This window comes from Novosphingobium sp. (assembly GCF_040398825.1).
Classification (GTDB): domain Bacteria; phylum Pseudomonadota; class Alphaproteobacteria; order Sphingomonadales; family Sphingomonadaceae; genus Novosphingobium.
The window spans coordinates 20,626-41,213 of sequence record NZ_JBBATI010000007.1 but is presented as its reverse complement, the minus strand read 5'-3'; the positions used below and the strand labels follow the sequence as shown (position 1 = coordinate 41,213).

16 protein-coding genes are annotated in these 20,588 nt (G+C 65.6%); 4 read left to right on the top strand and 12 right to left on the bottom strand.

Annotated elements, in window-relative coordinates; translation table 11 throughout:
- The gene (locus ABWP89_RS05620; RefSeq protein WP_353227825.1) at nt 1–1,383 is read right to left on the bottom strand and encodes an FGGY-family carbohydrate kinase; all 1,383 of its coding nucleotides are present in this window, start codon (nt 1,381–1,383) and stop codon (nt 1–3) included.
- A 153-nt stretch (nt 1,384–1,536) separates the two neighbouring features.
- Here ABWP89_RS05620 and ABWP89_RS05615 point away from each other — a divergent pair, with 153 nt between their 5' ends.
- Together ABWP89_RS05615 and ABWP89_RS05610 are read left to right on the top strand one after the other, a co-directional pair.
- On the top strand, nt 1,537–3,645 hold the full coding sequence (locus ABWP89_RS05615; RefSeq protein ID WP_353227823.1) for a bifunctional rhamnulose-1-phosphate aldolase/short-chain dehydrogenase: 2,109 nt from the start codon (nt 1,537–1,539) through the stop codon (nt 3,643–3,645).
- A gap of 22 nt (nt 3,646–3,667) precedes the next feature.
- On the top strand, nt 3,668–4,972 hold the full coding sequence (locus ABWP89_RS05610; RefSeq protein WP_353227821.1) for a sugar isomerase: 1,305 nt from the start codon (nt 3,668–3,670) through the stop codon (nt 4,970–4,972).
- Here the strand turns inward: ABWP89_RS05610 and ABWP89_RS05605 are convergent, their stop codons facing one another.
- The 3 genes from ABWP89_RS05605 to ABWP89_RS05595 form a co-directional block, all read right to left on the bottom strand.
- Nucleotides 4,973–5,938, bottom strand: coding sequence for a fumarylacetoacetate hydrolase family protein (locus ABWP89_RS05605; RefSeq protein ID WP_353227820.1), 966 nt, complete (start codon nt 5,936–5,938; stop codon nt 4,973–4,975). It lies immediately after the preceding gene.
- The gene (locus tag ABWP89_RS05600) at nt 5,935–6,504 is read right to left on the bottom strand and encodes a cupin domain-containing protein (RefSeq protein ID WP_353227819.1); all 570 of its coding nucleotides are present in this window, start codon (nt 6,502–6,504) and stop codon (nt 5,935–5,937) included. The genes ABWP89_RS05605 and ABWP89_RS05600 overlap by 4 nt, the downstream gene beginning before the upstream one ends.
- A gap of 85 nt (nt 6,505–6,589) precedes the next feature.
- The gene (locus ABWP89_RS05595; RefSeq protein WP_353227818.1) at nt 6,590–8,059 is read right to left on the bottom strand and encodes an MFS transporter; all 1,470 of its coding nucleotides are present in this window, start codon (nt 8,057–8,059) and stop codon (nt 6,590–6,592) included.
- Nucleotides 8,060–8,226: 167 nt separating this feature from the next.
- Here ABWP89_RS05595 and ABWP89_RS05590 point away from each other — a divergent pair, with 167 nt between their 5' ends.
- Complete coding sequence (locus ABWP89_RS05590; RefSeq protein ID WP_353227817.1) at nt 8,227–9,468, top strand: MFS transporter; 1,242 nt, start codon at nt 8,227–8,229, stop codon at nt 9,466–9,468.
- Here ABWP89_RS05590 and ABWP89_RS05585 read toward each other — a convergent pair.
- The 5 genes from ABWP89_RS05585 to ABWP89_RS05565 are packed head-to-tail and all read right to left on the bottom strand — an operon-like array spanning nt 9,465 to nt 14,960.
- A complete protein-coding gene (locus ABWP89_RS05585) occupies nt 9,465–10,475 on the bottom strand; it encodes a Rieske 2Fe-2S domain-containing protein (protein WP_353227816.1) in 1,011 nt (336 codons plus the stop codon). The two genes, ABWP89_RS05590 and ABWP89_RS05585, sit on opposite strands and share 4 nt — an antisense overlap.
- On the bottom strand, nt 10,472–12,163 hold the full coding sequence (locus ABWP89_RS05580; RefSeq protein WP_353227815.1) for a GMC oxidoreductase: 1,692 nt from the start codon (nt 12,161–12,163) through the stop codon (nt 10,472–10,474). The genes ABWP89_RS05585 and ABWP89_RS05580 overlap by 4 nt, the downstream gene beginning before the upstream one ends.
- Nucleotides 12,163–12,777, bottom strand: coding sequence for a gluconate 2-dehydrogenase subunit 3 family protein (locus ABWP89_RS05575; RefSeq protein WP_353227814.1), 615 nt, complete (start codon nt 12,775–12,777; stop codon nt 12,163–12,165). Before ABWP89_RS05575 ends, ABWP89_RS05580 begins: the two co-directional genes overlap by 1 nt.
- Nucleotides 12,774–13,841, bottom strand: a complete 1,068-nt coding sequence (locus ABWP89_RS05570) for a sugar phosphate isomerase/epimerase family protein (protein ID WP_353227813.1) — start codon at nt 13,839–13,841, stop codon at nt 12,774–12,776. The genes ABWP89_RS05575 and ABWP89_RS05570 overlap by 4 nt, the downstream gene beginning before the upstream one ends.
- Nucleotides 13,842–13,859: 18 nt before the next feature.
- Nucleotides 13,860–14,960, bottom strand: coding sequence for a Gfo/Idh/MocA family protein (locus ABWP89_RS05565; protein WP_353227812.1), 1,101 nt, complete (start codon nt 14,958–14,960; stop codon nt 13,860–13,862).
- Between the two features lie 90 nt (nt 14,961–15,050).
- Here ABWP89_RS05565 and ABWP89_RS05560 point away from each other — a divergent pair, with 90 nt between their 5' ends.
- The gene (locus ABWP89_RS05560; RefSeq protein WP_353227810.1) at nt 15,051–16,700 is read left to right on the top strand and encodes a family 43 glycosylhydrolase; all 1,650 of its coding nucleotides are present in this window, start codon (nt 15,051–15,053) and stop codon (nt 16,698–16,700) included.
- A gap of 40 nt (nt 16,701–16,740) precedes the next feature.
- Here ABWP89_RS05560 and ABWP89_RS05555 read toward each other — a convergent pair whose 3' ends face one another.
- The 3 genes from ABWP89_RS05555 to ABWP89_RS05545 are packed head-to-tail and all read right to left on the bottom strand — an operon-like array spanning nt 16,741 to nt 20,532.
- Nucleotides 16,741–19,131 (bottom strand): beta-glucosidase, encoded by a 2,391-nt coding sequence (locus ABWP89_RS05555; RefSeq protein ID WP_353227809.1) that lies wholly within the window; start codon nt 19,129–19,131, stop codon nt 16,741–16,743.
- Nucleotide 19,132: 1 nt separating this feature from the next.
- A complete protein-coding gene (locus ABWP89_RS05550) occupies nt 19,133–19,510 on the bottom strand; it encodes a C-glycoside deglycosidase beta subunit domain-containing protein (protein ID WP_353227808.1) in 378 nt (125 codons plus the stop codon).
- 14 nt (nt 19,511–19,524) lie between these two features.
- Nucleotides 19,525–20,532, bottom strand: a complete 1,008-nt coding sequence (locus ABWP89_RS05545) for a sugar phosphate isomerase/epimerase family protein (protein WP_353227807.1) — start codon at nt 20,530–20,532, stop codon at nt 19,525–19,527.
- Between the last annotated feature and the right edge of the window lie 56 nt (nt 20,533–20,588).

Sequence of the window (20,588 nt, the reverse complement as noted above, 5' to 3'; positions counted from 1 at the left end):
TCATGGCGCGGTTTCCAGCGCGCTGCGCCAGCCGGCGCGATAACCGCGCAGGTCTGCGGCCAGCGGTTCGACCCGCCGCAATTGCGTGGGCGGCGCCAGCGCGGGATCGATCAGCCGCAATGCGCCAAATGCCACATCGTGATGGGCATTGGCCACCAGCACGCGGGTGCCGGGGCGCAGCGCTGCCAGCGCGCGGACAAACACTTCGGCGTCGGCAAAGCGGCCTTCGATCAGCAGCGTTGCCCGCGCGCCGATCAGATCGAGCGCGGCATCGGCCACCAGCGCGGCATACAGGCACATCGCAGCGCGCCGGGCATGGCCATCGCCGGGCCCATCAGCGGGCGCGCCGATCCAGCGTGCGGTCTGGCCCGGAAACGGCCCGCAGCCGGGGGCCAACGTCGGCAGCAGCATCGTGCCTGCGCCCAGCAGGCCCGGCACCGCGGCGATCAGCGCGGGCTGATCCGGCCGGATATCCACCTGCCGCGTGTCGATGCCGATCACGCGTTCAATCTCGCGCCCGCCCATAAACCGCGCCGAGGGTACGGGGCGACCTTCGACATCGACGTTGACCAGGCAATCGCGCGCGGCCGGCAGCGTGGCGCTGTCAAATGCGCCGTGCGGCCGGCGCATGGCGATAAACCAGGTGCCGGTCGACAGCACGGTCGCTTCGCCATCGGCGATCGCCGCAAACCCGCGCGCCGCGTGCAGTGCCGCGTTGGAATCGTGCAGCCCGGCCAGCACGCGCACTGATGCGGAAAGGCCGGTTTGTGCGGCGATTGATGGGCGCAAGGTGCCGACCACATCGTGCGCGCGCGCGATCGGCGCAAACCGGTCGGCCCAGCCTTGCGCCTGTGCAAGCGGAGAGAATGTGGCCGCAGCCGGGGACCACAAGTCGGAATGGCAGCCCAGGCTGGTCACCTCGGTCACCGCTGCGCCGGTCAGGAACCAGGCCCAGTATTGCGCCCAGGGCAGCAATGTGGCGCCCGTCAGCGCCTGTGGATCGTGGCTTTCCAGCCACCACAACTGCGCGCCAAGGTTCAGCCCGTCGGGCAGCGCGGGCGATCCGGTCACGGCGAACGGGTCACGCGCAGCGCGATACCCGGCCATGATGTCCGCCAGGATCGGCGCTTCGTAATCGCGCGGCGGCATGGCCAGGCCTCCGTTGCGCAGCACCGCAACCCCGGCGCCATGGCCGACCGGGATGATCGTTTCAACCGGATGCGCGGCCCAGCCGGCCAGCACACCCAGCAGCCAGCGACCAATACCGTCGGCATCCAGGTGACGCACCCCATCGACCATGATCGGCGCATTGGGCCGCACCTGCCGGTCAAGCATCTGCCCCGCGCGGTCCCACAACGAAACCTTGCTCAGGGTCTTGCCCATATCGATGACGATGGTCGCGCCGTGATGCAGCGCCGCTCTCCCGGTGTGTTGTTTCTAAAACGATCACTATCAATCAATATTGATCGTTTCCAGTAAAAATGTTAGCTTCCTTCCAGCGGCGGCTCCACATGCCACTGCCGCTGGAAGGATGCGATGAACGCCCAGACTGCCCTGTCCGCCGCGACCCCGTTCGCCGTGCCCGCCAGCCGCTGGGATCAGTCGCATGCCGCCGGCCTCGGCCCGGCCGAATTGCTGCTGTACCGGTCCAACCTGCTTGGTTCTGACCTGACGGTCACCAATTTTGGCGGCGGCAACACGTCGGCCAAACTGACCGGCACCGATCCGCTTACCGGTGAAGCGGTGCAGGTGCTGTGGGTCAAGGGTTCAGGCGGCGATATCGGTTCGATGCAGCTCGACGGCTTTGCCACGCTCTATCAGGACAAGCTGTTGGGGTTGGAGGCGCATTATGCCGGGCCGGACGATGACGACAACATGGTCGGCTATCTGCCGCACTGCACGTTCAACCTCAACGGCCGCGCGGCCAGCATCGACACGCCGTTGCATGCACTGCTGCCATTCGCGCATGTCGATCATGTCCACCCCGATGCGATCATCGCGCTCGCCGCATCCTCGGGCGGAGAGGCGGCGACTCGCGCGATCTGGGGCGGGCGGATCGGCTGGCTGGGGTGGAAACGCCCGGGCTATACGCTGGGGGTCACGTTGCGCGACTATGTGCGCGCCAACCCGGGGGTGGAGGGCGTCATGCTGGCCGGCCACGGGGTGATCTGCTGGGCCGACAGCGCGCAGGCCTGTTATGAACACACCATCGCGCTGATCGCGGATGCCGCGCGCTATCTTAACGCGGCGCAAGCCGGCAAGCCCGCGTTCGGCGGCGCGATCGTCCCGCCGCATCCGGATCGCGCCGCCATCGCCGCCGATCTGATGCCCCGGTTGCGCGGGCTGATGACCGGTGCGCGCCGCAAGCTGGGCCATTTTTCCGACGATGCCGAAGCGCTGGAATTCACCGGCAGTGCCGATTTCCGGCGCCTGTCCGCGCTCGGCACATCGTGCCCCGATCATTTTCTGCGCACCAAGATCGCCCCGCTCACGCTCGATCCCGCACGGCTGACCGATGATGCCTATTTGGCAGAGCAGCTGGCCGATTATCGCGCGATGTATGCGGCCTACTATACGCGGTGCAAGCGGGCATCTTCGCCCGCGATGCGCGATCCCAACCCGGTGGTGGTGCTGGTGCCCGGCGTGGGCCGCATCACCTTTGCCACCGACCGCACCACTGCGCGGCTCGCCGGTGAATTTTATGGCAATGCGATCAACGTGATGCGCGGGGCGGAGGCCATCGGCGATTACATCGCGCTCGACGAACAGGAAGCCTTCGACATCGAATACTGGCTGCTTGAAGAGGCCAAGCTGCAGCGCATGCCGGCACCCAAACCGCTGGTCGGCAGGATCGCGCTGGTCACCGGCGGCGCCGGCGGCATTGGTGCGGCCACGGCGGCGCGTCTGCTGAAGGATGGCGCCTGCGTGCTGCTGGCCGACCGCGATGCTGCCGCGGTCGAAGACGTGCGCGCCGGGTTTGCCCGCGCGTTTGGCCAGGATGTGGTGCGCGCGGCGGTCTGCGATGTGACCGATGAGGCCCAGATTCAGGCCGCCATCGATCTGTGCGCGCGCGAATTTGGCGGGCTGGATATTCTGGTCGCCAATGCCGGGATCGCTTCGTCCGCCGCGATCGAGGACACAACGCTGGACCTGTGGAACCGCAATTATGACGTGCTGGCGCGCGGCTATTTCCTGACTGCGCGTGGCGCCTGGCCGCTGTTGAAACGGATGGCAGCACAGGGCGGATCGGCAGTGGTGTTCATCGGGTCAAAGAACGGCGTGGCGGCGGCGACCAATGCCAGCGCCTATGCCTCGGCCAAGGCGGCCGCCAACCACCTGGCGCGCTGTCTCGCGCTCGAAGGCGCGCCGGCCGGCATCCGCGTCAACACCGTCAACCCCGATGCCGTCATCTGTGGCAGCCGCATCTGGGACGGCGACTGGCGCAAGGAACGCGCAGGCGCACACGGAATCGATCCCGGCAGCGAACTGGAGGAGCATTACCGCCAGCGGTCGATGCTCAAACGCGACGTGCTGCCGGACGATATTGCCGAAGCGGTCTATTTCCTTGCCAGCGAGATGTCGGCAAAATCGACCGGCAACATGATCAATGTCGACGCGGGCAACGCGCAGGCGTTTACCCGCTGACGTGCGGGACGGAGAGGGAAAAATGCAAAACCTGCCCATTTCCGCCGACCTGATCGGCGAACACAATGCCGCCCGCGCCGACGCTTTGTACGAGGATTACACCGCGCTTGGCCGCAAGCTGGCGCGCAGCGGGATCGCCATCGATGCCGTCAAGGCGCGCGCGGCCGCGTTCAGCGTGGCGGTGCCGAGCTGGGGCGCGGGGCGCGGGGGTACGCGCTTTGCCAAGTTCCCAATTGCGGGTGAGCCGACCAACATTCACGAAAAGCTGGCCGATTGCGCGGTGGTGAACCAGCTGTCGCGGATCACCCCGCGCGTGTCGCCGCATTTTCCGTGGGACAAAGTGTCCGATTACGGGGCCTTGCGTGAAGAGGCGGCCAGCTTGGGCCTGGGTTTCGACGCGGTCAATTCCAACACCTTTCAGGATCAGCCGGGGCAGGCGCACAGCTACAACACCGGATCGCTTGCCTCTACGCTGGCGGCAACGCGGGCGCAGGCGATTGCGCACAATATCGAATGCATCGAAATCGGCCGGCAGCTGGGATCGAAGGACCTGACCGTGTGGGTGGGTGACGGTACCAATTTCCCCGGGCAGCAGGACCTGGCGCGCAGCCTGGACCGCTATCTGGCTGCCGCGGCCCAGGTCTATGCCGCGCTGCCCGACGATTGGCGCATGCTGCTGGAACACAAGATGTTCGAACCGGCGTTCTATTCCACCGTCATCAGCGACTGGGGTTCGTCGATCCTGGCCGCGCAGGAGCTGGGGCCAAAGGCCAAGTGCCTGGTCGATCTGGGGCACCACGCGCCCAATGTGAACATTGAACAGATCGTGGCGCGGCTGCACCGCTTTGGCAAGCTGGGCGGATTTCATTTCAACGACAGCAAGTATGGCGATGACGATCTCGATTCGGGATCGATCAACCCGCACCAGCTGTTCCTGGTGTTCAACGAACTGGCCGAGGCGCAGGCCAATCCGCGCACCACAGGGAATGAGGGTTTCAACCCCAGCTATATGATCGACCAGTCGCACAACGTGACCGACCCGATCGAATCGATGCTTTCCAGCGCCGAGGCGATTGCCCAGTGCCACGCCAAGGCCGCGCTGGTCGACCGTGAGGCGCTGCACGCCGCGCAAGATTGCAACGACACGATGATGGCGTTTCAGGCGCTGCGCCGCGCCTATACCATCGATGTTTCACCAATCCTGGCCATGGCGCGGCTGGAGGCGGGCGGGGCGATCGACGTGCTGGACGCCTATCGCACCAGCCAGTGGCGCCCGCGCAAGGCGCAGGAACGCCAGGCCGTGGGGCTGGGCGCGGGCATCGTGTGATCAGGCGCGGACGACAGTCTGGTCGATAACCCCGAACGGCGCCTGGCCCGCCGCATCGCGGCCCGTCATGCGCACGGTATCGCCAAACTGCATGAACCCGGTTTGCGGTGCGCCGTGGGCGATGATTTCGACCGCGCGCACTTCGGAAATGCAGCTTGATCCGACTTCGGCATAATCGGGGTTGGATACCGTGCCGGAACCGATGATCGTGCCTGCGACCAGATCACGCGTCAGTGCCGCATGCGCCACCAGTTCGTGGAAACCGAATGCCATCGGTGCGCCATTGGCGCGACCCACGCGCCGGCCGTTCCAGTCGATTTCCAGATCAAGGCACACGCGCCCGTCGCGCCAGGCGTGGCCCAGCGCATCGGGGGTGACCGCATAGGGCGCCATCGCGCAGGCCGGCTTGGCCTGCACCCAGCCAAAGCCGGTCTTCATTTCAACGGGGGCGATCGCGCGCAGCGACCAGTCGTTGATCTGCACGATCAGGCGGATGTGGTGCATCGCGTCGGCGGCGCTGGTGCCCATCGGCACGGCATCGACGATCACGCCGAATTCGCCTTCGAAATCGATGCCGTGATCGGTGGTGGGAAAGGGCACGTCGTCGGTGGGGCCATAGAACCGGTCTGACAGGCCCTGATACATCAGCGGGCGATCGGTATCGATCGGATCGAGCGCGAACGCGATCTGCATCAGTTCGCCATGCGTGGCAAAGGCCGACCCATCCAGCCATTGCCAGCTGCGCGGCAGCGGCGCGGCAAAGACCACGCTGTCGCCAGGCTCGCCTTCGCCGGCCGCGATGCGCGCGGCGGCGGCATGCAGCGCCGGCGCTGCGCCATCCCAGTCCTGCATCACGGTCAGCAGATTGGGCCAGGCGCCGCCCACCCGCGCGATGTGGGCGCCATCGTCGGCAACGACGACAAGCGCGCCATCGGGCGTGCCATCGCGGACGGTGGCCAGCCTCATGCCATCAACTCTGGCGCGAACACGCCATCGATCAGGATAAAGGCGATGCGGCAATTGCGGTCGGACCGGTTGGCCCAGCCATGGTTGGTGCCGCGCTGGATGACGATATCGCCGGGATAGACCGTGGTTTCGCCTTCATCCATGATCAGCACCAGTTCGCCTTCGATCACGATGCCATAATCGATCGTTTCGGTGCGGTGCATCAGCGCGTGGCGCGCGCCAGCCTTGGCAGCGTTTGAGGCATGGCCCGCGCCAACCTCGGCAAAGTGCGCAGCGGCTTCTTCGGGTGTCATGGTGCGGATGCCGTCGCCCTCGGGCGGGATGTCGAGCACGCGGATGCGCGTGCCGTTGTGTGGCGGGGCCAGCACCACGCCGGCTTCGGGCGGTTCGCCCGATGCCACATCGATTGGCGCCGGGGTGGCCTGCGTATTCCACACTTCGTGGAACAGCGGGCCGATGGCGCCGCCCACGCGCTGCACGCGCGGCACTGCGCTGTCGTCCTGGATGATCGCGCGCCCGGCCGTATCGTGGCCCGTCACGATGCGCCGCACCGGTTTGAAGTCCATATAACCCTCCGCAATGGTTATGTATCTGTCTGATTGATGGGTATAGTTCGATTCAAATAGACAATGCCGATGAAAATGCTGTGGGTCAATGCGCCGGTCCCCGGCGATGCGCGCCAAACAGATCGGCGGGCAGGCGTGACACCGCAAAAATGGCCACGGCCAGCAGCAGCGCGACGGTGATGGCGCCGGGCAGCAGCCCCTGCAACCGTGCCGCCGCATCGTGGCCACTGACCGAAAAATAGGCCGTCCCGACCAGCGCAATGCCCAGTGCACCGCCCAATTGCTGCGCCGTGCGCAGGGTCGCGCTGGCGGTGCCGGCATGGGTGCGGGCCACATCGGACACCACGATCGGCCCCAGCGGGCCAGACAACGTGCCAAACCCCACACCTGCCAGTGCCAGCATGGTGATCAGCAGCGCGCCATGACCCACGCCCAACCGGATCAGCATGAGCACCGCCACGATGCCCGCGGCCATCAGCACCCCGCCGACCATCGGCAGCACGCGCCCCAATCGCGGCAGCAGGCGCGGCACGATCAGCGCGACCGCGGCCATCACGCCCGCGCCAAACGGGATATGGACCAGCGCGGTGCCCAGCGGGGTCAGCCCCAGCCCCTGTTGCAGCGATACCGCAAAGATCATCAGAAAACCGATCGATGCGCTGCTGAAAGCCGTGGCCGCGACCACGCCCCAGCGAAAGCTGCGCAAGGCAAACAGTGCAGGTTCGATCATCGCCGGCAGACCAGCTGTGCGCCGGCGGACCGACCGCCGCCAGCCGAGCGCGACCAGCGCCAGGCCCAGCAGCAACAGCGGCGCGGCGCCCCGCATCCCAAGCCATTCACGCGCCTGGATCAGCGCGAACAGCACCGCGCCAAATCCGGCGGCAAACAGCGCCGCTCCGCCCAGATCGATGGCCAGGCCGCGGTGTTCCTCACCCGTGCGGGGCAGGGTGGTGCGCCCCAGCAGCAGCGCGAACAGCCCGATCGGCAGGTTGATCAGGAATATCAGCCGCCAGCCAAGCCCGAACAGGTTCAGCTGGATGAGGAATCCGCCGACAATCGGCCCGACGATGGCCGCCAGACCGATGATCATGCCGAAATACGCCAGTCGCGACACGCGTTCGATCGGGGTGTAGAGCAGTTGCACGATGGCCATGGTCTGTGGCCCCATCATCGCGCCGGCGCCGCCCTGCAGGATGCGCGCAAGCACCAGTTGGGTTGGCGACAGCGCCAGCCCGCACAAGGCCGAGGCCAGGATGAACCCGGCCACCCCGCCCAGAAACATGCGGGCGTGACCAAACGCATCGCCCAGCCGGCCGCCCAGCAGCAGCAGCGAGCCGAGCGTGAGCAGATAGCCCGCAACAATCCACTGCATTGCCGCAGGCGAAGCGCCCAGACCTTGGCGGATCGCCGGCAGCGCGGTGTTGATGATGGTCGAATCCGCGACCTCCAGCACCACGGCGGTCAGCACAGTGAAAAACGCCAGCGAACGCTGCCGATCATCCAGCTCGTGCGGCAGCCGCGCGCCCGATCTCGCTGCATCCTGTTTCGTCGCCACGTCGCCCCCGATGCCCACCGTCAATCGTGGCGGCCCCGCCCTGAAACGACGAATGCCCGATCAAACTAAAATCATGCTTCTATTATGATCAACCTTCCCCTATGGTCAAGGGCGTGCGGTGCGCCGGCCATGCCGACAGCACCGGAAAACTGTACGGGGGAAATGTCTTGGCGATACCATCGACGGCAGAGCGCAAGCCTGGCCTGGCCCAGGGGCTGACGGTCATCATCGCCGGTTTCCTGCCGATTCTGGCGATTGTGTCGATGTTTCCGGCGATACCGGCGATCATCGGCCACTTTGCGCCCACAAATCCCGCAGCCGCCATGCAGGTGCCTTCGATGGTCACCGCGCCAGGCTTGACGATCGCGCTGGTGGCGATGTTTGCGGGCCTGCTGGTCGACCGGTTCGGGCGCCGCACGCTGTTGCTGATCGCGACGTTTTTCTATGGAATCATCGGCGCCGCGCCGTTTTTCCTGGAAAACCTGAATGCAATTTACGCCTCGCGCCTGTTGCTCGGGTTGTGTGAGGCGGCGATCCTGACCACGATCAACACTCTGATTGCGGATTACTGGCCCGACCAGGGGCGCCGCAAATGGCTGGCGCTGCAAGGGCTGCTTGGTCCGGCGCTGTCATCGGGGATGATCTTTTTTGCCGGCACGATGACCGCGTGGCGCTGGAACGGGATATTCCTGCTGTATTTCCTCGCCTTTCCGATCTTCATCGCGATGCTGCGCTATATGTACGAACCGGCAAGCGATGTGACCGCGCGGCGGATGCTGGGCATGGATGAACAGGGTCTGTTCGAACACGGCGTGGCCGCGCCCAGCTTTCCGTGGCGCGCGATGGGCAGCATTGCTGCGCTCACGCTGTTTTCCTCGGCCATCTACTATGTGTTCATCGTCAATGGCGCGACCGTCTGGCAGGAGCTTGGCGTGTCCGATCCGAAAAGCATCGGACAGATTACCGCGCTGCCCACGCTGTTCATTCTGGTGGGCGCCAGCCTGTTCTGGTGGCTGGGCAACCGGGGCATGAGTTCGCCCGCGCTGATCGCGGTGTTCCTGGGCCTGTTGGGCGCCGGGCTGGCGGTGATGGGGCTTGCCCACGGGTGGCAGGGCATGATCCTGGGCATGGCGCTGCAACAGACCGGCGCCGGCATGGCCATCCCCACGCTGATCGCCTGGGCGCAAAGCATGCTGCCGTTTCAGCACCGCGGTCGCGGCATGGGCATCTGGACCGCGACGTTCTTTTTCGGCCAGTTCTCCTCCCCGCTGCTGGTCAGCGGGTTGCGCGCCGGGCTTGGCACGATGCAGGCGGCGTTTCTGGTCGCCGGCGTGATCAGCGCTGTTGGCGCGGTGATCCTGTTGCTGGTGCTGTCACGGCAGCCGCAACGCGCGGTTTCGGCGATTTAGCCAGCCGCCGTTTCTTCGGCCTTGCGCAACTGCATCAATGCGCGGCGCGCGCGGATCGCGCCGGCATCGGTTTTCAGGATCGCGGGATGCGCGTCCCAGAAATCCTGCGTGCCCAGCGCGCGCTGCGCTGCCTCGATCATCGGTTCATCCTCGTCGACGAACACCTGCCGCGCCATTTCCGCCGCAGCGTCGTTGTCGGCGTGGTCATAGAAATAGTGCGAGGATGTCGCGGTTTCGGGGGTGATGATGTGCGGGTTGACCATGGGCGGCACCACCAGGTCTGCACGTGCGGTGCCTGCGCGCGCCAGGCCCACGGTCAGCGCCATCGCGGCGGGCGCGTGCCAGCGCATGTGCAGCCATTGATCGACGGTGTCCCCTGGTTGCAGCATCGGTTTTGACCAATCGGGCGGCGTGACCCCGGTCATGTCCCAATTGTTCCAGATCGCGCCGTCAGCGTCGTGGCGCACTGTCTGCGCCCCGTGAAAGATCGATCCGTTCACGCCAAAGCTTTCGACGTGGAGGAATTCGGCGTGGGTGAGGTCCATCAGGTTGTCGGTGATCAGCTCGTAGTTTCCTGCGATGGTCAGGTGGCCGCGCCGCATGCCTGCGTCGGCATCCAGAAAGCCGAAATCGGGGATCTGCGCCGGGTCTGCCAGCGCGGGATCACCCTGCCAGAACCACAGTCCGCGATGCCGCTCGACGACCGGCATCGTCGCCACGCTGACATGCGCCGGCGGATCGCCGGGGAAGGGTGAATGCACACAGCGGCCATCGGTGGCAAACCCCAGCCCGTGATAGCGGCAATGCACCACATCACCTTCGCGCCGCCCCAGGCTGAGCGGCACGAACCGGTGCGGACAGCGATCGGCGATCATCGCCCAGCCGCCGTCGCCCTTGCGATAGATCAGCCAGGGCCGGTCCAGCAGCGTGCGCGAAAACAGCGCATCGCCGCTGACCTCGTCCACCCAGGCGGCCATGTACCAAAGGTTGCGGATATATCCGGTCATATTGTGCCTGCTTTCAGCAGTTCCACCGCATGGGCGACCGCGCGCGCGGTCAGCGCCATATAGGTGAGCGAGGGGTTTTGGCAGGCCGAACTGCTCATCTGCGCACCGTCGGTGACGAACAGGTTGGCGACATCGTGCGCCTGGCTCCATTTGTTCAGCACCGATGTGGCCGGGTCCAGCCCCATCCGCGCGCCGCCCATTTCGTGAATGGCGGTGCCGCCGGGGCCGGGCCGGTCAAAGCCCATGATCATTTGTCCACCGGCTTTGGTCAGCATTTCGGCGGCATCGGCCTTGGCCTGCGCCAGCGCGGCGTGTTCCTCTGCGCCGAACGCGAATTCGATGTGCAATTGCGGAATGCCGTTGGCGTCAACCTTGCTGCGGTCGAGAGTCAGCCGGTTGGACGCACGCGGCACGCAATCGGCAAAGCCCACCAGCACCATGCGCCAGGGCCCGGGGGCGCGCAGCTTGTTCTTCAATTCGGCGCCGATCCCCGCCGTGCGTTTGCCCGCGGTCCAGCCCGATTGCAGCGCGCCGCCCTGGAATGAAAAGCCGCGGGTGTGGCCGGCGCCGTCCATCGCATCCATGTTGCGATAGCGCGGGATCACCACCCCGGTCGGACGGTTGCCAAAGCTGGTCCACTGTTCAAACCCCGGCATGATCGCGGCGGCCGACAGCGTGTTGGCATGGTCCATGATATGCGTGCCGAGCACACCGCTGCGGTTGGCCAGCCCGTTTGGCATGGCGTCGCCGGCCGAATTCAGCAGCAGGTGTACCGAATTGAATGCGCCGGCGTTCAAAAACACCAGGCGCGCGGTGGCCGTCTTGCGTTGTTTGGTGTGCGTGTCGATCCAGCGCACCCCGGTCACCCTGCGCGTGGCGGGATCGTAATCGACATGTTCGACCGCCGCGTCGGTGATCAGCGTCAGGTTGCCGGTGGCTTGCGCTGCCGGCAGCGTGCTCGACTGGGTGGAAAAATAGGCGCCATAGGAACAGCCGCGCGCGCAGATCGACCGGCTTTGGCACTGGCCGCGACCATCCTTTGGCGCAGTCAGGTTGGCGGTGCGCCCGATCGTCAGGCAGCGTTCGGGCCACGCGGCACGGATGCGTTCGCGCACCGCCTGTTCGACCACATTGAGCGCAAACGGCGGCAGAAATTTTCCGTCGGGCAGTTGCGGCAGGCCTTCACTGGCGCCAGCGACGCCGATGAAATCCTCCACCTTGTCGTACCACGGCGCCAGGTCGGCATAGCGGATCGGCCAGTCGGTGCCGTGCCCATCGCGCTTGTTCGCGCCGAAATCGTAATCGGACCAGCGATAGCTTTGCCGCCCCCAGGTCAGCGAACGTCCGCCCAGCTGATAACTGCGGAACCAGTTGAATGCGGTGTCTGGCCCGGTCTGGTAGGGATTGGCGGCATCGTTGACGAAATGGCCTTGCGTAAATTCGCTGAAATGCCGGTTGAGCATTTGCACCGGATATTCGCGCGCATAAAGCTCGGCATCGCCGATTCCGCGCCAGGGCAGGTCCCACGGCGCCTTCATTTCGGTGGCGTAATCGACCCCATGTTCGATCTTGCGCCCGCGTTCGATCAGCAGGACTTTCAGCCCGGCCTCGGTCAGTTCCTTGGCCGCCCAGCCGCCGGTGATGCCCGATCCGACGACGATCGCATCAAAGTGCAGTGCATTGTTCATCAGCCGAAATCCACCGCTGTCCAGTCACTGGAAAAGGCCCGCGCACCGGGCGCGAGCGGCACTTTGGGGTCGAACCGGCCAGGCACCAGCTCGTATTGCAGTTCCTGCGATCCGCCGACCTCACTGGTGTAATAGCCGGTGAGGATCAGGCCTTTGATCATGCGCCACGGACGCGCGGCGGGATCATTGGCAAAAGCCGACGTATCGAGCGCGGCGAGCAAGGCGTGGCGTTTGGCACGGGGCAGGGTCGGCCAGTTGCCTCCCAGCCGATGTTCCAGCCAGCGCACATGATCCAGACTGTTATCGCTGCGCGCAAACGCCTGCAGCGTTGGCAATTCCGTGGGTCCGAGCGGTCGGCGCGCGCCATCCAGCCCGTGGGCCAGCGCGATGATCGCAAAATCGCCTGCGCCGACGGTGCCTGCGCCCGGCGTCGTGGTTGCCGGGATGACATGGTCCGCCACCGTCAGCATCAATTTGCGCTGGCGCGCGCTGGGTGCATCGCGCGGATCAAGGCTGCGCAACAGCGCCATGCCGCCGCCGGGCAGCGTGCCCTGCAGCGCGACCATTGCTGCGACGCCAAACAGATCGCGCCGGGTCCAGGCATTGTTGGTCATGCGCCGTTCTCCGCAATGCCCATGATCCGGCGGTTGAGTGCGCGGTCTTCGCCGCCGGCGGCAAAATCGTCAAAGGCGTGGTCGGTGACGCGGATGATGTGTTTGGCGATGAACGGCGCGCCTTCGGCTGCGCCCTGTTCCGGATGTTTCAGCGCGCATTCCCATTCGAGCACGGCCCAGCCGGAGAAATCATTGGCGGCCATTTTGGAAAAGATCGCGCCGAAATCGACCTGCCCGTCACCCAGCGAGCGAAAGCGGCCGGGTCGATCGACCCAGCCCTGATACCCGCCATAAATGCCGCTGCGGCCATTGGGGCGGAACTCGGCATCCTTCACATGAAAGCATTTGATACGGTCGTGGTAGATGTCGATGAAGGCCAGGTAATCGAGCTGCTGCAGCACGAAATGGCTGGGATCATAAAGGATATTGGCGCGGCTGTGCCCACCCACGGCATCGAGGAAGCGTTCAAACGTCACCCCGTCGTGCAGGTCTTCGCCGGGATGGATTTCATAGGCCAGATCGACGCCTTCGGAATCGAAATGGTCAAGGATCGGGTGCCAGCGCCGCGCCAGTTCGGCAAAGGCGTCTTCGACCAGCCCGGCCGGCCGCTGTGGCCAGGGATAGATATAGGGCCACGCCAGCGCGCCTGAAAAGCTGGCATGCGCGGTCAGGCCCAGCCTGCGGCTGGCAGTGGCGGCGAACCTCAGCTGCTCCACCGCCCAGGCCTGCCTCGCCGCCGGATTGCCACGCACATGCGGCGCAGCAAAACCATCGAACATCGCGTCATAGGCCGGATGCACCGCCACCAGCTGACCCTGCAGATGCGTTGAAAGTTCGGTGATGGCGATGCCGTGCGCGGCGCATATCCCGGCCACTTCGTCGCAATAGTCCTGGCTCTGCGCCGCTTTGGCCAGATCGAACAGCCGTGCATCCCACGTCGGGATCTGGATGCCTTTGTAACCCAGCCCGGCGGCCCAGGCGGCGATGCTGTCCAGGCTGTTGAACGGCGCGGCATCGCCCACAAATTGTGCAAGGAAAATGCCCGGGCCTTTGAGAGTTTTCATGTTCAGTACCCTCGTGTTTCAGATCGTGAGCGCAGTCCAGCCCGCGCCAGCGGCGCTGGTGCGGACGGCGGCATCAATGAACGCCATGCTGCGCAGGCCATCGGCCGCGCCGGGCAGCAGCGGCGCGGTTCCCCCGCGCAGCACCTCGGCAAAATCGCGGTAGAGGTTGGCAAAGGCCTCAAGATAACCTTCCGGATGTCCGCCGGGGGTGCGGGTGCGGCGCGCCGCATCCGGGCCAAGCGCAGCATCGCCCGCGCGCAGGATTTCGGTGCGCCCGTCGCCATGGTGCAGCAGCAGCGTGTTGGGGGTTTCCTGCCGCCAGACCAGCCCGCCGTGTTCGCCATAGACGCGGATGCGCAGCCCGTTGAGTTCCCCCACTTCGATCTGGCTCGCGAGCAGCACGCCGCGTGCGCCGTTGTCAAACCGCAGCAGCACGGCGCAATCATCATCGAGCATGCGCCCGGGCACCACCGTGCCCAGATCGGCGAGCAGTTCACTGACCCTCAGCCCGGTCACGAATTCGGCCAGGTGGAACGCATGGACGCCGATATCGCCGATGCAGCCGCCCGCACCGGCGCGCGCGGGATCGACGCGCCATGCGGCCTGCTTGCCCTCGGCCGCGCCGGCCAGCCAGCCTTGCGGATATTCCACCACGACCTTGCGCACAGGGCCCAGCGCCCCCGCCGCAATTCGCGCGCGCGCCTCACGCACCAGCGGATAGCCGGAATAGGTATAAGTCAGCGCATAAGGCAGTCCGGATGCCGATACCGCCTTGGCCAGCGCGTGCGCCTCTGTCAGCGTCGCGGTCATCGGCTTGTCGCTGATCACCGCAAACCCTGCGTTCAGCGCCGCCCGCGCCGACGGCAGATGGTCGTGATTGGGGGTGACGATCGCCACGAAGTCTGCCGGATCGGCGCGCTGCCGCTCACTGGCCAGCATGGTGGCCAGATCGGGATAGGCGCGGGCAGGATCGATGCGATAGATATCGGCTGCTGCCCGGCTGCGCGCCGCATCGGATGAAAATACCCCGGCCACCAGCTCGATCTCGCGGTCGAGCTCGGCCGCAATGCGGTGCACCGGGCCTATGAACGCGCCTGGCCCGCCGCCGATCATCGCCATCCGCAATCGCATCCCAACACCAACTTTCGGTTGCTTTATTTGTAATGTGCATTCTAATTTAACGGACGGCAAGGTCAAGGGATAGTCGCCATGAAAAACGACGGAATCGATCGCCGCGCGTTGCTGGCGCTGGGCGGCCTGGCGGCCAGTGCGGCTGCGGCGCCCGGCATGTTGCAGGCCATGCCGGACCATGCGGCACTGCGTGTGCAAGGCCCTTTGCCTGACCGCTGGGGCAGGGGTATCGAAGGCCAGCGCCGGGCCGATCTGGGCAACGGCATGTTCCGCAATCCGGTGCTGGCGGGCGACTATCCCGATCCGTCGATCCTGAAAGACGGGGATGATTATTACCTCACCCATTCCAGCTTTGATGCGGCGCCGGGGCTGCTGATCTGGCATTCGCGCGATCTGGTGAACTGGGTCCCGGTCGGGCCGGCGCTGGCGCATCCGATCGCAGTAGGGTTTGCGGTCGATCTGGTGAAGCACGACGGGCGCTATTTCATATATATCCCGTTCATCCCCGCGCCGTGGTCCGCCACGGTCAGGGATGCGTCGCAGATCCACGTGATCCATGCCGATGCGATCACCGGGCCGTGGAGCGAACCGGTCGATCTGGGCCTGCGCGGATCGATCGATCCGGGGCATGTGGTCGGCGAAGACGGCAAGCGGTACCTGTTCCTGTCGGGGGTCGAACGCGTGCAACTGGCGGACGATGGGCTGTCCACCGTCGGCCCGGTCAGCCACGCCTATGACGGGTGGAAATATCCCGACACCTGGATCACCGAGGCCTATGCGCTGGAGGGGCCAAAGCTGTTGCGCCGGGGCGAATGGTTCTATCTGATCACCGCGGTGGGCGGCACCAGCGGCCCGGCCACCGGGCACATGGTCACCGCAGCGCGCGCGCGATCGATCCATGGCCCGTGGCAGGACTGCCCGCACAACCCGATCGTGCGCACGCGTGACGAAGGTGAGGCGTGGTGGTCGCGCGGCCATGCCACCGCCATCGAGGGCCCGCGCGGGCAATGGTATTTCGTCTATCACGGCTATGAAAACGGTTATCGCACGCTGGGGCGGCAAACCCTGCTGGAACCGTTTGCCTGGACCGATGATGGCTGGCCCCGCGCAACCGGTGGCGATCTGTCGCAGCCGCTGCCGATGCCCACCGGCCGGGCAGGCGGGCCGCATGGTTTTGCCCGGTCCGACAGCTTTGCCAGCAATGCGCTGGGCACGCGCTGGACCACCTATGGCGTCAGTCCGGCCGATGCCGGGCGCATTGCCGTGGGCGGTGGCACGCTGGTCCTGCCGGGGCGGGGCAGCGGCCCGGGCGATGGCTTTGTGCTGACGCAGGGGGTCGGCGACCGGGCTTATGAGATCTCTGTCACGGTCGAATGCGCTGGCGAAGTCGAAGCGGGCCTGCTGCTGTTCTACAACCGCCGGCTGTTTCTGGGCATGGGCATCGATGGGGCGGCTATGAAAAGCTATCGCGGCGGCATGCCGATGTATTGGCGCGAACCGGCACCGGCCACGCGGACGCTGCAATTGCGGATCATCAACGATCACAACATCGTCAGCTTTTATTACAGCCACGATGGCCAGACCTGGACCCGCCATGCGATCCGGTCCGAGGTTTCGGGCTATAACGCCAACACCTCTGATGATCTGGCCAGCCTGCGCCCCGCGCTGTTCGCGGCGGGCAAGGGCCAGGCCGTGTTCCGCGATTTCCGCTATCGCGCGCTGGGGTAATTCTGACGTTTGACCACGCCCCTGAAGGGGGGGAAGGGCCTCACATGCCGATATCGCTCAGCGACGCTGGCAGGACTTCCAGCGCGAAACCCGCGTCTTCGGCATGGCGCGCCACCCGCAACCGCAGCGGAGAGGGCAGCATCTGCCAACCCTGTTCACCCCAGGTCATGAAACGGCGGCGGGGCAGGGCGATCGTCACGCGCTGGCTGGCGCCCGGTGCAAGGTGGACTTTGGCAAAGCCGATCAGCGTGGGTTCGGGCGCATCGCGATAGACTTGTACGACCTCCGCGCCGGCACGGTCGGACATGTTGGTGATCGTCACGTCAACGCCGCGGTTGGTGGCGGCCACATCGGACCAGGCAAACCGGGCATAGCCTTGCCCGGCGCCCAACGTGTGCTGCGCGGTCTTGCCGGCGGCGATAATGCCGCGATAACCAAGGCGAGTCGCGTCGGTATAGGCCAGCCGGCCGTCGGGGTCGGGCTGCAGCGCATAGCCCGGATAGTCGGCTTCGGCGCGGGCGATGGTCACCGGCATGCGGCCGCCCGGTTCACGGTCACCGGCGATCACCGCTGCCAGCGCCTCGGCAAAACCTTCGCCCGGATACCAGGTGGCAAGATGCGCGGCGGCGGTGCTTTCCCATGACGCGTCATAGGCGTGGCCGACATTGGTGATGACCGCGGTGCGCGGGTTGGCGGCGGTGACGCGCGCAATCAGTTCGCGCTGGCTGGCTGCGAGCAGCGTATCGGGCCGGTCCTTGCTTTCGACCGAACTGTCGGACGTTTCGCCGACGATCAGCAGCACCGCATCGGCGATACGCGCGGCCTCCACCGCAGCAGCCAGCAGTTCCTCACCACTGCCGGGCGCACGGATGCCGTACCACAGGCCGTGGACGCGCGCGCCGGCAAAGTCGAACTCCACCACCACATCGACCCCCTGCCCGGCGGCGAGAGCAATGGCGGCGTGGTCCGAATCGCCCGCTTTCAGCACGCCCATGGTGTCACCCGGCGGGCATTCGGCAGTGCTGACCACGACTTGCCCGTCAACCAGCATGCGCGAGATGCCGGTGGCGCCGAGGTGAAAGCGATAAGTGCCGCCACGGTTCGCCACAAAGCGACCCGACGCGCGGATCGATCCGCCCATGGCGAACGGGGCCTGATCGTGCATGCCGGCAAACCACACCAGCGAATTGGTATCGCGCGTTTCGCGCGTCATTGGCGCGCCGCTGCAATCGGGGCTGGCAAAATAGTCGATCGTCATGCCGCGCGTGCAACGGTCGCCGATGTCATGCGCCGGGGTGACGGGCATCAGCGGCAGGCGCGGCGCAGGATCGACGCCGGGCTCGAACAGCACGGTGCAATGCGCGCCAAACCGCGCGCGGATCGCCTCGATCGGTGATGGCAGATCGGGCCGCACCGAGATTTTGGCAAAGGTGCCGCCCTGAAAGCACGGGGTGGCGGCATTGGGGCCGATAACGGCAAGCGTGCCGATCGCAGCCGGATCGAGCGGCAACAGGGCATCGGCGTTTTTCAGCAGGACAAACCCGGCGGCGGCCGCCTCAACCAGCAGGTCTGACACCGTGTCGGGCGCGAACGGTTGCGATTTGGGGCCGGTCACGCGGCGCGCGGTGGCGGCCACGCGCGCGGCGGCGTCCTGCACGCGGTCTGCCGACAGCGTGCCATCGGCCACGGCAGCGGCGGCCTTTGCGCCCAGGAAACGCGCGGGTCCGGGCATTTCCATATCCAGCCCGGCGCTCAATGTCGGCGCGGTGCTGTGCGTGCCGAACCAGTCGGACAGGATCGCGCCGGTGTAGCCCCATTCCGCCTTTACCACTTCGGTCAGCACGTGGTGCTGTTCGGCGCAAAAATGGTCGTTGACGCGGTTATAGGCCGCCAGCATCCCGGCGCAGCCCGCCGTGGCGGCAAATTCGAACGGCAGCAGATAGACTTCGCGCAAGGTGCGTTCATCCACCTGCACATTCACGCTGTCGCGCGCGGTTTCGCTGTCGTTGCACACCAGGTGCTTGGCACAGGACCCGGTGCCGGTCGATTGCAGCCCGGTGATCCACGCCGCGCCCAGCACACCGGTCAACAGCGGGTCTTCGGAAAAGTATTCGAACGCGCGCCCCGCCAGCGGGCTGCGCGCCAGGTTCACATTGGGGGCCAGCACCATGTCGATGCCGCGCCCCACCGCCTCCTGCCCCACCAGCGTGCCGATGCGCTGCGACAGGTCGGCATCCCAGCTGGCCCCCAGCGCCGTGGCGCAAGGGGACAGTCGGGCAATATCGCGTTCGTCGACTTTGCCGCTGGCGATGCCCATCGGGCCGTCGCTCATCGTGAACGCCGGAATGGCCGCAGCGGGGATCGCAACCGATGACCACATGGCCGCGCCCGCCGTCAGCAGGGCGGCCTGATCGATGGAAAGGTCGGTCATGTCAGGCGGCGAGCGCCAGATCCTTGGTGTCTTTGGTGGTCGGCACGAATGGCAGGTAGGACACGCGCATGCGCACGGCAAAGCTGATGGTGTGTGTTCCCGGGGTCAGGCCGCCCGGCTTCATCGCGATGATCTTGGCCCGTTCGCCAAAGTTCCAGCGATCATCATAGACCGTTTCCATCTGGTCGAGCGTATAAGTCTTGCCCCGCACATGAAAGCGCACGTCTTCGCGGGCCACTGCTTCACCATCCACGGTGATCTGGATATCTTCGACCATCGACAGGCCCAGCCCGCGATAATAGGGCAGGCGGCCGTAGAACGCGAAACCCTTGTCGCTGCTTTCGAGGCTGTCCTCGACGATCATCTTGTTGTCCATCATGGTGCCAGGTCCTTTCAGGCAGCGTTCTGAAGCTGGGGCGCGGGTTCGCCCAGCAGCGTGGCGAGCATCACCTGCTGGCGGCGCACCTGTTCGACGCTGTCGGGCTCCATCGCGTCCTCGATCCAGCGGTTGCCTTCGTATTCCGAACAGATGTAGCCGTCATAGCCGCCCTGCTGCAGCACGCTGACGATCTGGTCATAGGGGATCGACGGTTCGACACAGTCGGCCGTCATCTCATAGAATTTGCCGTGGATGTTGTGGATGCGCGGCATGTAATCGAGCATCCGCTTCGGTTCATAAGCGGCGTTGTGGCGCAGCGTTTCGGCCATGGCGATGGCGGGACCGACCCCGTCCATCTGCTGCACGTTAAGGATCACATATTCGCTCAGCACGCGGTCGGCATAGGCCTGTTCGATATAGTCGGCGATCGGCTGCGGCACGCCGATGCGCAGGAACTTTTCCTTCCACACCGGGGGAAAGGCATGGAGGAACATGCCCATGTCAGGCAGGAAGCCCAACGCGTTGGAGCCCGATTTTTCAAACGCTTCGGCCAGGCGGATGATCCATGGATGATCAAAATGCAGCGGGGCGTGCACTTCGGTCAGGATGATGATGCCCTTTTCTTCGGCATAGGGCGCGGCGGCGACCAGCACTTCGGGTGCGATCGAGACCAGCGCGCGGATATATTTCACGCCCAGGCGCGCGCCGAAATCGATGTCGTTGCGCACCGATGCCACTTGTTCGGCAAACGGCATCTCGCGGCCCTTGTAGCGCTTGTAATCGAGCATGAAATCGTGCGCCACCGGCACGCAGTCGTACTTGGCGATCAGTGCGTGCCAGTTTTCAATCGCGGCATCCTCGACAGCCACTTCCGGCCAGCCCCAGAACGTCTGTTCGCCGATCACCTCGATGCCGTTGGCGCCCATGCCGGCGCAGGTGCGCAGGCAATCTTCCAGGCTCATCTTGCCCTGAAACGTCTCGTTCTGGAAACTGTACAGGCTTACGCCACGTTTGATCGCCATCTGGCTGTCTCCCTGTGAGAGCGGCTGCCAATGCGCCACCCTGTTGTGAACCAAAA